We start from the raw sequence: 16,131 nt of genomic DNA on the forward strand, positions 1-16,131 counted from the left end.
AACGGCCAAAGTCGTCGCTTTCTCACTCACCTGAGGCGTATACCCGGAACCGGCAGTTCAGTCACCACCGGAGGCCAGCGCCATCAGCCGCGGGACCTCCGTCACACCGGCCGTCGCGGCGAGGTGCCGTTGCCGGGCGGCCCCGCTCGTGCGCCTCAGCAGTGCCCGGACCTCGTCGAGGTCACCGGTGTCTTCCAGCGCGTCACGGAGATGGAGGAGCAGTTCCCGCACCAGCGCGGTGGCGGGAACCTTGGTTTCCCGGGCCAGATCGATCGCCGGTCCGGACAGCCCGTACCGGGCGGCCGACCACACCGCGGCATCGGCCAGTCGCGACAGGGATCCGGCTTCCCTGCCCCGGTCCAGCTCCGCCAGCGCGGTGCGGACCAGCGCCCTGGTCAGCAGCGCCTGCAGCACCGCATCGTCGACGTCGGCGGCGGTGTCCGCGACGCGAAACTCGACGGTGGGCAGGCGTGGTGACGGCCGCGCGAACCAGAACGTCTGATGGACATCCGCGAGCACCCCGCAGTCCACGAGACGCGTAACCGCGGCCTCCCAGGCGCGATAGCCGGTGGTGGGCGACGCCAGGCCGGAACCGGGAAAACGGGACTGCTGCACGATGCGCCAGCTGCCGTACCCGGTGTCCCGGCCGTCGTGCAACGGCGAGTTGACCGACAGCGCCAGCAGTGTGGGCAGCCACCGGTTCACGTGACCGACCACCGCCACCGCGAGATCCTTGTCCGGCACGCCGATATGGACGTGCAGACCGCACGCTTCGTAGTCCCGGACCACCCCGGCATACAGCCCGTCGATCCGGGCGAAGCGAGCATCGGCTCCGGCGTCGCGCCCGGAATCGTGCGCGGTCGTTCCGCGCACCGGTGGTGTGCCGACAGGCACCACCAGCACATCCACGGCCCGTGCCGCCTCAGCCAGCGCGCGACGACCGGCCCGTAACTGCTCCCGAAGCACGCCCGTGTTCGAGCAGACCCCGGTGGCCGCCTCGATCTGCGAAGGCCGCAATTCCCGCTGCACCGTGCCACCGCCCGGCAGTCTGATCGAGGCCAGCTGACCGACCACCGCACCGGCCGCTCCTACGGTGACACCGCGCTCGGGTTCGACCAACAGGAACTCTTCCTCGACGCCGATCGTCTCGCCCGCCGCCCCATCCACGTTCACGCTCGGGCATACCACCACTCCGGCCGCGCTACGCATGATGTTCTTCGCCCAGGTATGCCGGATTCGCCCGCCGAGCTGTTATCTCTTCGTGTTGTGAATTTCCAATCAAGCAAGTTCAGCAAGAGAATACTGTTGACAGAGCCTTTTTCGGTAAGAAGTGAACAGTGATACAGGCTGTTGACACTTAGTAAACAACACGGCGGAGAGGGGCGGCTGTGTACCTCACTCAGGCACTGCACCGCGCGGTCCAACAGGCACCAGGGGAACCGGCGACGATCTTCGACGGGCGTACGCGCACCTGGGCCGAGTGCGCCGAACGGGTGGCCAGGTTCGCCGCGGCACTGCGGGCGCTGGGGGTCGGTTCCGGTGACCGGGTCGCGATCCTGGCCCACAACAGCGACGTGTACCACGAGTTCCTGCTGGCGGTGCCGTGGGCGGACGCCGTGGCGGTGCCGGTCAACACGCGGTGGAGCGGCCCGGAAATCGCTTTCGCGCTGCGCGAGTCCGGCGCGGCTGTGCTCGTGGTCGACGACACGTTCGCCCCGATGGTGCCCGAACTCGCCCGGCACGCCCCCGGGTTCACCGTGGTACGCATGGGCGCGTTGCCCCAGGATGCGCTGGACCTCGAGGCGTCGATCGCCGGCACCGCGCCGGTCCCCGACGCCCGGCGCGGCGGCGACGCGCCGGCCGCCATCTACTACACCGGAGGCACCACGGGCACCCCGAAAGGGGTCGTGCTCAGCCACGCCAACCTGCTGGTGTCCGCGCTCGGTACGGCGGCCACCGAGGCGTTCGTGCTGCCGGGCGGGCGATTGCTGCACGCGGCACCGATGTTCCACCTCGCGGACGGCGCGTCGTGGGTGGCGCGCAACGTCCTCGGCGGAACCCACGTGATCGTGCCGGGATTCACCCCCGCCGGGGTCGCCAAGGCCATCGAGGAACACCAGGTCACCGACACGCTGCTGGTGCCGACCATGATCCAGCTGCTGGTCGATTCCCCGGACGCGGCGGACTACGACCTGAGCAGCCTGCGCAGGCTGCTCTACGGCGCATCGCCGATTTCCGAGGCGGTGCTGGACCGGGCGGCGAAGCGGCTGCCGACCGCCGAGTTCACCCAGTTGTACGGAATGACCGAGCTGTCCCCGGTCACCACCGTGCTCACCCCGGCGGACCACGCGGCACCCGGTCTGCGCCGTGCCGCGGGGCGGGCCGCCCCGCACGCGGAAATCCGGGTCGTCGACGCGGAAGATCGCGACGTCCCGGCCGGCACGGTGGGTGAAGTCGTTTCCCGGGGCGCGCACGTCATGCTCGGCTACTGGAACCGTCCGGACGAGACGGAACAGGCCTTGCGCGGCGGGTGGATGCACACCGGGGACGGTGGCTACCTGGACGAGAACGGGTACCTGTTCGTGGTCGACCGGATCAAGGACATGATCGTGACCGGCGGGGAGAACGTGTACTCCGTCGAGGTGGAGAACGTTCTCGCCCAGCATCCGGCGGTGGCCGCGTGCGCCGTGATCGGCGTGCCGGACGACACGTGGGGCGAACGGGTCCATGCCGTGGTCGTGCTCGCCGACGGCGCCACGGTGGACGCGGACACTCTCCGCGAGCATTGCGCCCGGTCCATCGCACGGTACAAGGCACCCCGGTCGGTGGAGTTCACCGCCGCGCTGCCCATGTCGGGCGCCGGAAAGATCCTCAAGCAGGAGTTGCGGGCACGCCATTGGACGGGCGAGCGACGTTCCGTTTCCTGAACCGCGGCGGACGGCGGTCCAGGAAGGCGGCGACGCCCTCCAAACCGTCCGGTGCCGCGGCCAGTTCGGCGATGGTCCGGCTTTCCGCGTCGGATGCGGTCCGCGGATCGGCGGGACCTGCCGCCAGCAACGCTTTCGTGGCGGCCACGGCGCTCGGTGACGTGTGCGCCACCATTTCCCTGGCGTAGGTCTGGGCCTCGGCGAGCACCTCCCCGGCGGGCAGCACCCGTGACACCAGACCGGCCGACAACGCCTCGGCCGCGTCGATCAACCGTCCGCTCAGCAGCCAGTCCGAGGCCCGGGACGCGCCGACCAGACGAGGCAGGAAAAAGGTCGACGCGCCTTCCGGGCACAGCCCGAGCCGGGTGAACGGGAAACCGAACCGGGCGGAATCGGCCGCGAACCGGACGTCGGCGGCGAGCAGGACCGTCGCGCCGCCGCCGATCGCGTCACCGTTGACCGCGGCGATCACGGGCACCGAAAGCGCGGCCATGCGCAGGGTGGTGCGCCCCGCCGGTTCACGGAATTCCTTTCCGCCGTAGCCGCCGAGCCCGGCCATCAGGTCGCGCACCGCCGTGGGTCCGGTCGACAGATCGGCGCCCACGCTGAACGTACGGCCGTTTCCGGTCAACACCAGGGCACCGATGTCCGGATCCGCGTCGGCACCGGCCATGGCCTCCACCAGGGCCGCCAGCAGTTCCGCGTCGAGCGCGTTGCGGGGACCGCGGCTCAACCACAGCGTGGCGACGCCACCGTCGTCCTCCCGGCGCACGAGTTCTTCGCCGGCCATCGCTTCGGCCTTCCCATGGTTGACAAAGCTCTCCGGACATCTTGATACCACGGCACTTCACGAAGACCGGACCGGATCCGATTCGAAATTCACTTCCAGGAACTTCGGTGTGACGCCGCACACCCGGGCGAGGCCGGTGTGTAACGCGTCGGGAGACTGGGCGATACTGGTGACGGCTGCCCGGCATGTGTGGGTGCGCCGGAAACCGCGATCGAGGTGGAGGTGAGGCTCGTGCAAAACAGTGAGCCCCCCAGTAGTACCCGGTCGCGGTTCACCGTGACGACGCTCTGACGATTCGTCCCGGTTTTCCTTTTCCGTTCGACAGCGCCTGCGATTTCCGCCCCTTGCGCCGGTTGTCGCATTCGCCGGTCGTGCGCGGTGTTTCCGTGACCGTTTCCTCCATTTCCTGTTTCGTCATGCCGTCTTGTGGTGGAGGTGACTGTGGTCAGCATGCTGGGAGCCGAGTCGTTGCGGCGACGGGCGCGGCACGTGCGGGCGCGCCGCGTGGTGCGGGGCGCGCTGGTGTCGTTGTCCGGGTTGCTGGGCCGGCCGGTGTACAACCAGGCCGATGCCGAGATCGGCCGGCTGGTCGACGTGGTGTGCCGATGGGCCGGTGAGCCGTATCCGCCGGTGACCGGGCTGGTGGTGAAGATCGGGCGGCGACGCGCCTATGTCCCGGCCGCGGTCGTGGAACGGATCGAGCCCGCCGGCGTGCGCCTGCGCTCGGCCCGTCTGGATCTGCGGGACTTCCAGCGGCGCGACGGTGAGGTGCGGCTGGGGCACGACGTGCTGGATCACCAACTGGTGGACACCGACGGAATCCGGGTGATCCGCGCCTCCGATCTCTATCTGTCCGAAATGGACACCGAGTTGCGGCTGGTGGGCACCGAAGTGGGGCTGCGGGTGCTGGCCCGCCGGATCGGCCCGGCTCGCTGGCGCACCCAGCCGGCCCCGGACAAGGTGATCGACTGGTCCGCGATCCAGGCGCTGGACGTCTCGGGGCCGGAGGGTGTCGCACCCCGGCAGGTGCGGCTGCGCACGCCCAACACCGCCCTCACCGCGTTGCGCCCGGCCGACCTGGCCGATCTGCTCGCCGAGCTGGGTCGCTGATGGAGACCACGGTCAGCGACGAAGTCCGCCCGGCCGAGCCTCCGCGCGGCGGGCGACGGTGGCGTCGCCGGCTGGTCGCCGCCCTCGCGGTCGCCGGGCCCGGTCTCGTCGCGGCGAACGCCGGTAACGACGCCGGCGGCATCGCCACCTACGCCTCCGCGGGCGCCCAGTTCGGCTACCGCACCCTCTTCTTCATGGTGCTGGTCACCGTCGGCCTGGTGGTCGTGCAGGAAATGTGCGCCCGGCTCGGCGCGTACACCGGCGTCGGGCTCGGCGCCCTGATCCGCGAACAGTTCTCCATCCGGGTGTCGGCCTTCGCCCTGCTGTGCTTCGTCGTCGCCAACGTCGGGCTCGTGGTGTCCGAGTTCGCCGGAATAGGCGCCGCGATGCAACTCCTGGGCGTGTCCCGGTACGTCTCCGTACCGATCGCCGCGGCCGCGATCTGGGGCCTGGTGGTGTTCGGCTCCTACCGTTACGCCGAAAAGATCTTCCTCGTCCTTTCCCTGGCCTTCCTCGCCTACCCGGTCTCCGCGATCCTGGCCCACCCCGACTGGCCCGAGGCACTCGGCCGGCTGAGCCTGCCGCACTTCGTGGCCTCGAAGGATTTCCTGCTGCTCGGGGTGGCGCTGATCGGCACCACCATCACTCCCTACATGCAGTTCTATGTCGCCGCCGCCGTCGCCGACCGCGGCATCGGCCCCGCCGACTATCCCCGTGAGCGCGTCGACACCGTCGCCGGGTCCATTTTCGCCGACCTGATCAGCATTTTCGTCATCATCGCCACCGCCGCCTCGATCACCACCCGCGCACCGCTGGACTCGGCCGCCCAAGCCGCCACCGCGCTCGAACCGGTGGCCGGCCGCTTCGCCGGGCAGTTGTTCGGCCTTGGCCTGCTCGGCGCCTCCGCGCTGGCCGCCGCCGTGGTGCCCCTTTCGACTTCCTACGCCGTCGCCGAAGCCGTCGGGGTGGAAAGCTCCGTCTCCCGCGGTTTCCGGCAAGCACCCGTGTTCCTCGGCCTGTTCACCGGGCAGATCGTGGTCGGCGGCGCGATCGCCCTCATCCCCGGCAACCTCATCGAACTGCTCGTGCGGGCCCAGGTCCTCAACGGCATCATCACGCCCATCCTGCTGGTCTACGTGCTGATCCTCGCCAACCGCCGCAGCGTGCTCGGCAAGGCCGCCAACGGGCCCGTCTTCCGTACCGTCGCGACCCTCTGCGTCACGGTCGTCGCCATCCTGTCCGTCACCGTCCTGGTTCAGACCATTCTTGGCTGGTTCGGCGTCGGCGACGGAAGCTGAACCGGGCGAGCACGTTGCGCGTGCGATCGCCAGCCGGTACGCTCACAGTGTCTTACGCTTGCGGGCTCAGGACGATGTCCCCCACAAGCATTCGCGAGTTTCCTCTTCCGTTCCGCTGAACGTGTGCTTCGTCGAAGCCGTTCCCAACGCGAACAGGACGCTCTCCGCGGCCCATGCCGGACTGTTTCCGGCCCGCCGCATCTCCTCTTCACTCACCAGCACCGAAAGAATCCATTATGGACAGTAAAGAAACCTCTCCCGAATCGCATCCGGAAGATGCACAGCGACCGGTCGCCGGGGTGCTCGACATCGTGGACAACCGCGCGTTCCTCCGTGTCGAGGGTTACCTGGCCACGCCACACGATGTCCACGTCCGTCCCGGCCTGATCCACGCTCACGGGCTTCGCCGCGGCGACACCGTGACCGGCAGGGCACAGCCGGCCGGCCACGGTCGCAAACACCCGTCCCTGGTCCACGTCGACACGGTCAACGGACAGCATCCGCAACGAGCCACCGCGCGCCCGATGTTCTCCGAACTGGTCCCCGTCCACCCGCGCGAGCGTCTGCGGCTGGAAACCGAACCGCACGCCCTGACCACCCGCGTGACCGATCTGCTCATGCCGGTCGGAAAGGGGCAGCGAGCCCTGATCGTGGCGCCGCCGAAGGCCGGAAAGACCTCGGTGCTGTCCGCGATCGCGCACGGGATCAGCAAGAACCACCCGGAATGCCACCTCATGCTCGTGCTGGTCGGCGAGCGCCCCGAAGAGGTCACCGACTTCGCCCGCGCCGTGCCCGGCGAAGTCATCGCGGCCACCTTCGACCAGCCACCGGCCGAGCACACCGCACTGGCCGAGTTGGCCATCGAACGCGCCAAACGCCTGGTGGAGATGGGCCGGGACGTGGTGGTGATGCTGGATTCGCTGACCCGGCTCGGCCGCGCCTACAACCTGGCGGCGCCCGCCTCCGGCCGTATTCTTTCCGGCGGCATCGATTCCGCCGCCCTCACCCCGCCCAAGCGGTTCCTCGGCGCCGCCCGGGCGATCGAGAACGGCGGCTCCCTGACCATCTTCGCCACCGCGCTGGTCGACACGGGATCGGCCGGTGACACCCTGATTTTCGAGGAATACAAGGGAACGAGCAACGCCGAACTCGCGCTGGACCGCACGATCGCGGCCAAACGCGTCCACCCCGCGGTCGACGTGAGCAGAACCGGTACCCGTAAGGAAGAGCTTTTGTGCTCACCCGCGGAACTGGCGGCTACTCGGGCACTGCGCCGCGCCCTGCACCGCCGAGGGCCTCAACAGGCGGTCGACGCACTCCTCGACGGACTGCGGAGCACGCCCACGAACGCCGATTTCCTCACCCAGATCCTCAACACGACACCACGCGACGGCACCCGGTGACCCCGGCGGCCGTTGGACGAGAACCCCCGGAATCGGTACCGTGATCGACAGAAGCGGAGGTTCTCCTGGTGACACTGCCTCTCACCCGCACCTGCCCCCATGCGCCGAATCCCGAGTACCTCCGGCTACAGGAGGAAGAACCCGTCTATCGCGCGATGACGCCCAGCGGAGTGGAAGCATGGGTGCTGACGCGGCACGAGGACATCCGGATCATGTTGTCCGATCCGAGATTCAGCGCCGACCGCACGAAACCGGGTTTCCCGTCGCTGTTCGCCATGCCGCAGGTCAAGGCGGGCAGCGTGCGGTCGCTGCTGTTCATGGACCCGCCCGAGCACGGACCGGCCCGTCGCGCCGTCCTCGGCGAATTCACCGTCAAGCGGGTGGCCGAACTGCGCCCCCGCATCCACCGGATCGTCCACGAACACATCGACGCCATGCTCGCCGGACCACGGCCGGCCGACCTCGTCCGGGCACTGGCGCTCCCGGTCCCCTCACTCGTGGTCTGCGAACTGCTCGGTGTCCCCTTCGCCGACCACGAATTCTTCACCGAGCGCGCGACCACCCTCCTGAAACGCGACACACCCCCGGAGGGGCGGGGCCAGGCCATCGGCGACTTGAGGTCCTATTTGGACGAACTGGTGGCCGGAAAGGAGGCCGACCCGCCCGACGACCTGTTCGGCCGCCAGATCCGCAAGCAGCGCGAAGCCGGTGGCAAGGCGGATCGCGAAGCCTTGGTGAGTCTCGGTTTCCTGCTGCTCCTCGCCGGACACGAGACCACCACCAACATGATCTCGCTCGGCGTGTTCGGGCTGCTCCGGCATCCCGCCCAGCTCGCCGTGATCAGGGCCGATCCCGCGAAGACGCCCGGCGCGGTCGAGGAACTGCTGCGCTACTACAGCATCATCGACGCGGGAATTTCCCGGCTCGCACTGGACGACATCGAAATCGGTGGCGTGCGCATCAAGGCAGGCGAAGGCGTGGTGGGCCTCCCCCATGTGGCCGACCACGACCCGGAGGTCTTCCCGGACCCTCTGCGGTTCGACGTCGAACGGGGAGCCCGGCACCATCTCGCCTTCGGCTTCGGCGCCCATCAGTGTCTCGGCCACAATCTCGCCAGGGCCGAACTCCAGATCGTCTTCGATGCGCTCTTCGCCCGCATTCCGGACCTCCGGCTCGCCGTTTCCGAAGACCAGGTGCCCTTCAAAAGCGACGCGAATGTCTACGGCATCTACGAATTGCCGGTCACCTGGTAAGGAAAGACGTCAATCCCAGGACCTGGCCCGCTCCAGGATTCCCTTCACGAAGAACTCGCCGGCGGGGGTGAGCAGGCCACTGCCGAGCAGGGTCGCCGCCGTTTCCACGACGGCCGCTTGCCATCGCCCGAACCGCGCCTCGTCCCGCCCCCGCCAGAAGTCGGCGACCGACAAATGCGCGTAGATTCCGTGCAGCAACGGTAAAGCCGGCCGGGGGTCCGGCCGCCATGGGGCGTGGAAGGTTCTGTCGTCGTTCTTGTCCACCAACGGAATCAGGTCGTCGAGGGCGCTCAGTTTCGTGTGCTGCACCTCGTGTGTCAGGGTCACCGCCGCCATTTCCGGGCTGAGCGGCAGGGACATCGCCATACATCCGAAAGCGTCCTGTGGGGTGCCACTGGCCTGATGGACGCCGTCGCCCCGCAACGGGATGAGAGTGCGCAGCGCGCATGCCACCTCTTCGGCCGCCTCCGGGCGGTGTGCGGCCAGGATTCGCCAGCCCTGTGCCAGGATTTCGCGCCATCGCGTGCCGATCCGTTCGGCCGGGACCACCGGCGTCGTGCCGAACCAGCCACTTTCCCAGTTGTCGGCGAGAATTTCCAGCCGGAGGCCACGGTGTTCGGCGGTGAGACGAGGCAGGCTTCGCCAGCCGTCCCCACCCGCGCGAAGGTCGACGGCACCGCGTCCGGTTTCCAGAATCGCCTCCCGCGGCGAAGACACGACCCGCGCTCGACCGTCATACTCGGCCACGCCGAGCGTCGGCAAAGTGAGCGCGCCGTCGATGGAGGTGATCTCCACGGTCGCCGTGACCGCCGAACGCACCACGGCGGCGGCGGCCACGGAAGACAGCCAACCGGGCGTCGCCTCGTCGACCCGGCCTTGATCAAGCTGTAGCGCGGTGCGCAGCAGCCACGCGCTCACCGTCGGATAGTCGAGGACTGCGGCGACCGCTTCCCGATCCCACGCTTCAACCGCGACGAGCGTCGCGTAGGCGTCCTTGACGATCGCGGCCTGCTCCCCGCCGGCCTTCTTCGCCAACTCCAGCAGGGCATGCGCGAGCAGCCGGTCGCGGCTCGACCGCACGGCCGCCAGGGCGGCGATGGCCGCGGGACCACCGCGACCGGCCGCGAGCGCCGCGAAGGTGCGCGCGGGCAGATGGTGAAAAGGCACCTTCATGGCCGTCGCAGCGCCGCGAGTTCCCGGCCGATTCGCCCGCGGATGTGGGTGATGAGCGCGAACAGATCCGCGCAGTACACCGAAGGGTGGCCGAAAGTGTGGTCGGCGCCGAAGCGGTGCGCGTACAAACCGCCTCCGCACGAGGCGAAGACCTCGCACTCCGCGCAGATCGCCGACCGTGGTTCCGGGATCGTCAGCGGGAGCGCGTCGTCGAACGAATCCGTCAGGACGTTCAGGCCGGTGGCCGCCGCACCCTCGTAGGCGGCCGTCAGCATGTCGGAACGTTCGATCGCGCCGTCGGTCTCCACCACGACCGACGCGGGTTCGGTCAGCCCGAAGCCTTCCACCGCCGACGATCCACCCAGCACAACGGCCATGATCTCCTCGAACATCCGGACCCTGGTCTCCGGCGGGCGATGTGCGCACCACCGGTCGAACACCGGGATCAGCCAGTCGGCGTAGGGGGTGGCGCCCGGTTCGTGTCCTGGCGGCGGTCGCAGCCAGTTCCCCTGCGGCAACAGGAAATCGACCTTGGGCGGAGCGAACTCCAGCAGGCTCTCGTAGGTGGTGACCGGATCGTTGCGCAGGTCAACGGTGCAGAGCAGACCGGTGAACAGCGAACGGTGTGGTCCCGAGGAGAGCAGGCGCAGAGCCCGGCTGACCGCGGCGTGGCTGCCCGTCCCGTCGCGACGCCGTCGATGGCGGTCGTGAGCGCGCCTGTCGCCGTCGAGGCTGACCGCGACCTTCACGCCGAGCCGTCGCAACACCTTCAGGTAGCCGTTGTCCAGCACCATTCCGTTGGTCTGGACACTGACGCCGACCTCGAGGGAGGACGAACGCAGCGCGGTTACGCACCTTTCGACACCGGCGGGACCGGCGAGCAGTGGCTCGCCACCATGCAGCACGACATGAACCGCGGAAAGGCCGTGATCACGGGCGTGCTCGAAAATTTTCCTCGCGGTACTATTCACTATTTCGGGTGACATCGTCCGCGGGCGTTCGCGCCAGCGCTGGTCGGTCATGGTGTAGACGTAGCAATGGTCGCAGGCGAGATCGCAGCGACTGTGGATCTTGAGGATGAACTCGCGGAACGGACCCGGCATAACGCCTCTGACCTCCCCACCAGTGCGGCAGCGCAAGCAAACCATATCCGATGGGCACCGCTTCGCCCGTCGCGGAAACGAAGTTGGGCCATCCGGAGGAAACGCCGGTAATCCGGCGGGTCTGTGTCGTATGACGCATTGGGCGGCGCCGCGGTCGAGTACCATGAATTGCCCGGCAACCGCGCCGAGAACCCGGGAAAAAGCGGGTTTTTTTCGAACCGGAAGGGGAGGCCACCCGGAGTGGACAACGACGAGTCCCCTGGGGAGTCCCGTCTCGTGGACTTGAGCGAGATCACCCTGGAAATGATCAGCAGACTGGACGGCTCCGTATTGGCCGAAGCGTTGACTCGCGTCCTCCGCGAGAGCGGCAGTCCGACCGAACGGTACGCCGCGTTTCAGAACAAACTGTGAGCGACGATGAATCCTTCCGCGAACACGGCGCGTTCCCTCCGGATCGTCGCCTTCACCTCGTCGACCCGGGGCGTGGGCCGGACCTGTGCCCTGGCGAACGTGGCCTGCGTGCTCGCCTCGGCGGGCCACCGGCCCCTGATCATCGACAACGGGACCGACGATCCCCGTGTCCACGCCTATCTCCAGGCATTTCTCGCCGACGACGAACCCGGCGGCGAAACCGCCGCCCTCGCGCGCTCCTTGCTGGCCCTGCCCACCCGGACACCGTTGGCAGGCAACCGGTACCGGTTACCGATTCCGGGCGCGGCGCCGATCGACAGCATGGCCCTCGACGGCGCGCAGGCGGCACCGACCCGCACCGCCACCCTCGAACCCGGCCTCCGTGAGCGTGTCCGCGCCGCGGGATACGACTACGTCCTGCTCGACGTGTCCGCGGGCACCTCGGACGAAATGACCAAGCGGCTGGCCTATCTGTGCGACACCGTGGCGGTGTGCTTCCATCCTCGCGCCAGCGACGTCGACCACGCCGGAACGATCGCGCGCGCCCTTTCCGCCCAGGTGCCCTTCAGGCTCGACGTGGTCGCGATCGTGTTGCAGATCGACGATCAGGACAGCGCCGTCGCGCGCAACATCAGGGATCACGTCCACGCGCGATTCGAGGAGGCAGGCGGGCCGGACGTGACCATCTCCGTCACCGAAATCCCCTACCACCCCCTGGGCATGCTTTCCGACCACGCGGTCGCCGTCCTCTACGAAGCGCCGGGCGCCGAAATGTCGGATGCCTACGTCGCGGTCGCGGACCAGATCAGCCTGGGCCACGTCCGCCGGATGACCGCGTTGCCGGCCAGGGCCCAGGAAGGTTACCGGTTCTCGCTCGGCATGGGCCGGCGCGAGGCGCCGCCACGGATCTTCCTGTCCTACGCCGCCGAACACCGGTTGTGGGCGGACTGGATCTCCGACGTACTGGAGGCGGGTGGCGCGCAAGTGGCCTCCCTGCCGGAAGATCCCGCACCACCGGCGCGGGGCGGCCCGCTTTCGGTGCTGCGGATCATGCATCCCCGCCTTCCCGCCGCCCCCGGCGACGCCGAGGTGCTGACGGTGCGGGTCGACGACGGGCCGGAACCGGTCATGATCGATCTGCGCGGTCTGAACGCCGAGCGGGCGCGTCGCCGGTTGCTGCGCCATTTCGACCTGTTCGAGCGGCAGGAGGGGGACTCGGGGCGCCGGCGCGAACTCTATCCCGGCGATCCCGTGCGCCGGCCGGGACGATCCGTTCTCCCGCCCCGGGACGACCGGTTCGGCGGGCGCGAAGCCGAGCTCGACGAGGTGCGCGACCGGCTCCGCGCGGGCACCCGCGTGGTGACCTGCCGGCTCGACGGCGAAGCGGGAGCAGGCAAGAGCGCCATCGCGCTCGAATACGCGCACCGTTTCACCGCCGACTACGACCTGGTGTGGTGGATTCCGGCGGAGGACGAACGCTCCATCCGCGCGGCGCTGACCGCACTGGCCGCGGAACTGAGCCTTTCCGGAGCCGACAGGCAGGGCGCCGCGCTCGAAGCGCTCGGCTCCCCCGAGCGGTTCCGGCGGTGGCTGCTGATCTACGACAACGTGCCGGATCCCGCCCGCCTCACCGGTCTGCTGCCCGACCACGAGAACGGCCACGTCATCGTGACCACCCGCACGCCGTCGTCCTCGGCTGTCCACATCGGACGGTTGAGCCAGGACGAGGGTGCCGCGCTGCTGGCCCGGCTGGTCACCGGCCTGCCGGTCGAACACGCCGCGCGGATCGCCGGTCTGGCCGACCGGTTGCCGTTGGCGCTGCGGCTGGTCGCGGCGTGGCTTTCGGTCACCGCCGCGAAGATCCGCCCCCAGGTCACCAGCGGGGACGCCGCGGCGCGCTGGGCGGCCGACGAGTTCGCCGCCCGCTGCGAAGCCCAGCGGCGCGAGGCCGCGGCGGACTCTCTCCCGGAGTCGCTGGGCACCACGATCGGCCTGATCACCGATTCGCTCGCCGAAGACGACCTCGGCGGCGTCGCGCTCCGGCTCGCGCAACTGTGTTCGTGGCTGTCTCCCGACGGCGTGGCGCTCCGGTTCCTCCGTAGCCCCGCGATGATCCGCGCGCTGGCCGAGGTCGCCAAGGACCCCGAGGCGCTGGAGCTGGATCCCTTGGAACTCGACCAGGTTCTGCATCGGGGCGAGCAGTACGAGCTGTTCCGGATGAACTGGGAAAGGCCGGCGCGGTTGAGCATGATCCGGCCGGTTCAGCGGCTGCTACGGGCCGCGCAACCGCCGGACGAGGCGGAGGAATGCCGCCGGGCGGTCCTTTCCGCGCTCGCCGCGTTCGCGCCCACGAGCCCGGAACCCGAGGCACCGCAGGACCTCGCGGACTTCGCCGAGTTGCAGCGCCATCTGGAACCGGCGGGCGCGGCCGGAAGCCCGGACATCACGGTCCGGCGGTGGCTGGTCGACCAGGTGAACTACCTGCTCCGCCTGCCGGACAAGGAATCCGCCCGTCAGGCGGTCGAGCTCAGTGAGGCCGTGCTGGCAGGCTGGATGCCGGAGACCCGAGCCGAGTCCTCGCTGAGGATGCGGCTGGAATTCCAGCTGACGAACCTTCGCCGCGCGGCCGGAGAAGACGACCGGCTGCTGCTGGCCTGGGACAACGGCCTGCTCGAAGGACAGCAGGAACTGCTGGGCCCGGACCATCCCCGCACGTTGAAGACCTGGCGCAGCCGCGGCGCCAACCTGCGGGGCCTCGGCCGGTTCGCCGATTCCTGTGCCGCGGAGCAGAAAACGCTCGCCGGTTTCCGGGACCGGCTGGGCGAATTCCATCCCGATACCCGCCGGGCGGCCAACAATCTCGCCTACACCTATTTCCTCACCGGTGACGTGGGTTCGGCGGTCGACTTGGAGCGCCGCAACCGCGACATCCGGCTGGCGCTCTTCGGCGACGATCACCCCGATGTCTGGGTGTCGGCCTGCAACCTCGGCGTGTACCTGCGTGAGCAGGGTGCGTACGCGGAAGCCGGAGCCGTGTTGAGCGACGCGCTCCAGCACGTCATCGCGATGGAGGGACAGGGCACGGATCCCGCGCAGGAACTGCGGATCCGGTGGCATCGCGCGATTTTGCTGCGCCAGATCGGCAAGTTCGACAGCGCGTTCGAGCAGAACCTGGAAACGCGACGGCGGATGCGGCGGCTCTTGGGCACGGCCGACCCGCGTACGGCGGGCTGCACCCTCAGTTTCGCCATCGACTACCACTTGAAGCACGACACGGAGGCCGCGATCAAGCTGCTGGAGGAGAGCCGGCGCGCCTTCCCCTCGTCGGAGTCCCGGCACGTCTACACGGCGTTGCACCGCCTGAACCTCGCGGTCCTGACGCGCGAGCACTCGGCCGAGGTCAGCGCCGAACTGGCGGACTGGCTCGGTGAAGACCACCCGTGGTCGCTGGCGGGCAAGATCAATCACGCGAATGCGCTCGCGTCTCGCGGGGCCGTGGGCGAGGCGGACGCGCTCCTCGCCCAAGCGCACGACGAATGCCGGGAATACCTGCCGAAGAACCATCCCTACACCGCGCTGGTGGCCGAAAACCTGGCGGCATCGCCATCCGAACGGAAGGACATCCATGTCGACCTGCCCTTCTGAACCGTCCGAGATCCGCCTGCAGCGTGAGCCCCACGTCGACGCCAAGTACCAGGCGGCGATGGACCTGTGCCGCAACGCCATGGAAGACGTTCCCGTGCTGCACCATCTGGCGCACTTCACCAGGGGAAGCTTCGACTTCGCCTATGACCGGCTCGCTTCCCTGCCCGGCACGCCAGTGGAACGCGACATCTACGTCCGGACCGGCACCCAGATCACCAACGCGGCGGGCGAGCTGGACCGGATGCTCGCCGCGACCGAGACAGGCGCGCTCATCCGCACCGTCGTCCACGGCCCGCGAGGGCTGCTGGTCTGTGACTCGGTGATTCCCCAGGAGCATGTCATCGGGTTCTGCCACGATGCGTCGGCCCTGCCCACCGAGGACGCCTCGCCGGCGGATCTCGCCGGCGCCCGGCAGGTGGACAGCGCGATCGGCAGGCTGGTGACCGACCTGCGCGCGTTGATCAGCCAGCCGCCGCTGAACCCGGGCTCCTGGATCACCCCGAAACCGGACGACCCCGAGGACGCGGTCGTGGCGTCCCCGAGGAAAGTTTCACCACCGCATGTGGAAGACGAAGGCGGCGGCACGGTTCTGACCGATCTGCTGACCGGCCCGCTCTCCCCGGCCGACCTGCAGTTCGTGGCCTACTGCAAGGATTTCCGCGTCCTGTGCACGGCCGATCAGCTGGCGCACCCCGACATCGCCCCGTATTTTCACCAGATTTCCGTGACGGAGCGCCGCGAGTTCTACCAGGAACTGGGCCCGGCCATGCCGGCGTGGGTCCGGAAACTCGGGAGAATGGCCTCGACCGTAATCGGCCCCCGGCTCGAACGCGTCGTGCTGGATGTCGAACAGGGCGCGGTGTACTACTACCGGATCCGGCCGGGTGAATACCTGATCGGCGTGACGATGGACCAGGGCCGGGTGGCCGTGACCGACAGTAAAATGGCCGCCCTGACACTCGCCTGCCGAAAAGAATTTCGTCCCGCGATCGGGCGTTGAGCCTTTTCTGATCATTGG

At 68.9% G+C, this 16,131-nt stretch carries 12 protein-coding genes; 8 read left to right on the forward strand and 4 right to left on the reverse strand.

The window, feature by feature from the left end:
- Positions 1–57 precede the first annotated feature (57 nt).
- On the reverse strand, positions 58–1,173 hold the full coding sequence (locus tag ACFSXZ_RS27840; protein ID WP_378268175.1) for a carboxylate-amine ligase: 1,116 nt from the start codon (positions 1,171–1,173) through the stop codon (positions 58–60).
- Positions 1,174–1,388: 215 nt separating this feature from the next.
- On the opposite strand from ACFSXZ_RS27840, the gene ACFSXZ_RS27845 reads away from it, so the two are divergent.
- Positions 1,389–2,927: a long-chain-fatty-acid--CoA ligase gene (locus tag ACFSXZ_RS27845; protein WP_378268176.1), complete on the forward strand. Its 1,539-nt coding sequence runs from the start codon at positions 1,389–1,391 to the stop codon at positions 2,925–2,927.
- Here ACFSXZ_RS27845 and ACFSXZ_RS27850 read toward each other — a convergent pair.
- The gene (locus ACFSXZ_RS27850; protein ID WP_378268177.1) at positions 2,872–3,717 is read right to left on the reverse strand and encodes an enoyl-CoA hydratase-related protein; all 846 of its coding nucleotides are present in this window, start codon (positions 3,715–3,717) and stop codon (positions 2,872–2,874) included. The two genes, ACFSXZ_RS27845 and ACFSXZ_RS27850, sit on opposite strands and share 56 nt — an antisense overlap.
- 435 nt (positions 3,718–4,152) lie before the next feature.
- Between ACFSXZ_RS27850 and ACFSXZ_RS27855 the strand changes: the two genes are divergently transcribed.
- From ACFSXZ_RS27855 to ACFSXZ_RS27870, 4 genes are all read left to right on the forward strand, one after another.
- On the forward strand, positions 4,153–4,827 hold the full coding sequence (locus ACFSXZ_RS27855) for a hypothetical protein (protein ID WP_378268178.1): 675 nt from the start codon (positions 4,153–4,155) through the stop codon (positions 4,825–4,827).
- Entirely contained in the window at positions 4,827–6,125 is a 1,299-nt protein-coding gene (locus ACFSXZ_RS27860; protein WP_378268179.1) for an NRAMP family divalent metal transporter, read from the forward strand. The genes ACFSXZ_RS27855 and ACFSXZ_RS27860 overlap by 1 nt, the downstream gene beginning before the upstream one ends.
- A 236-nt stretch (positions 6,126–6,361) precedes the next feature.
- Positions 6,362–7,528 carry a transcription termination factor Rho, short form gene (locus ACFSXZ_RS27865; RefSeq protein WP_378268180.1) on the forward strand — a complete coding sequence of 389 codons (1,167 nt, stop codon included), beginning with the start codon at positions 6,362–6,364 and terminating at the stop codon, positions 7,526–7,528.
- Between the two features lie 68 nt (positions 7,529–7,596).
- Positions 7,597–8,781, forward strand: a complete 1,185-nt coding sequence (locus tag ACFSXZ_RS27870; protein ID WP_378268181.1) for a cytochrome P450 — start codon at positions 7,597–7,599, stop codon at positions 8,779–8,781.
- Positions 8,782–8,790: 9 nt separating this feature from the next.
- Here ACFSXZ_RS27870 and ACFSXZ_RS27875 read toward each other — a convergent pair whose 3' ends face one another.
- Both ACFSXZ_RS27875 and ACFSXZ_RS27880 read right to left on the reverse strand, forming a co-directional pair.
- The gene (locus tag ACFSXZ_RS27875) at positions 8,791–9,954 is read right to left on the reverse strand and encodes an aKG-HExxH-type peptide beta-hydroxylase (protein WP_378268182.1); all 1,164 of its coding nucleotides are present in this window, start codon (positions 9,952–9,954) and stop codon (positions 8,791–8,793) included.
- On the reverse strand, positions 9,951–11,057 hold the full coding sequence (locus ACFSXZ_RS27880; protein WP_378268183.1) for an FxsB family cyclophane-forming radical SAM/SPASM peptide maturase: 1,107 nt from the start codon (positions 11,055–11,057) through the stop codon (positions 9,951–9,953). Before ACFSXZ_RS27880 ends, ACFSXZ_RS27875 begins: the two co-directional genes overlap by 4 nt.
- A 240-nt stretch (positions 11,058–11,297) precedes the next feature.
- Between ACFSXZ_RS27880 and fxsA the strand changes: the two genes are divergently transcribed.
- Genes fxsA through ACFSXZ_RS27895 form a run of 3 tightly spaced genes read left to right on the forward strand, consistent with a single transcriptional unit; the run spans position 11,298 to position 16,113 of the window.
- The gene (fxsA, locus tag ACFSXZ_RS27885; protein ID WP_378268184.1) at positions 11,298–11,468 is read left to right on the forward strand and encodes an FxSxx-COOH cyclophane-containing RiPP peptide; all 171 of its coding nucleotides are present in this window, start codon (positions 11,298–11,300) and stop codon (positions 11,466–11,468) included.
- Positions 11,469–11,474: 6 nt separating this feature from the next.
- Complete coding sequence (gene fxsT / locus ACFSXZ_RS27890; RefSeq protein ID WP_378268185.1) at positions 11,475–15,113, forward strand: FxSxx-COOH system tetratricopeptide repeat protein; 3,639 nt, start codon at positions 11,475–11,477, stop codon at positions 15,111–15,113.
- Positions 15,094–16,113: a hypothetical protein gene (locus tag ACFSXZ_RS27895; RefSeq protein WP_378268186.1), complete on the forward strand. Its 1,020-nt coding sequence runs from the start codon at positions 15,094–15,096 to the stop codon at positions 16,111–16,113. The genes fxsT and ACFSXZ_RS27895 overlap by 20 nt, the downstream gene beginning before the upstream one ends.
- Positions 16,114–16,131 lie beyond the last annotated feature (18 nt).

Source organism: Amycolatopsis pigmentata (assembly GCF_042684065.1).
Lineage (GTDB): Bacteria > Actinomycetota > Actinomycetes > Mycobacteriales > Pseudonocardiaceae > Amycolatopsis_E > Amycolatopsis_E pigmentata.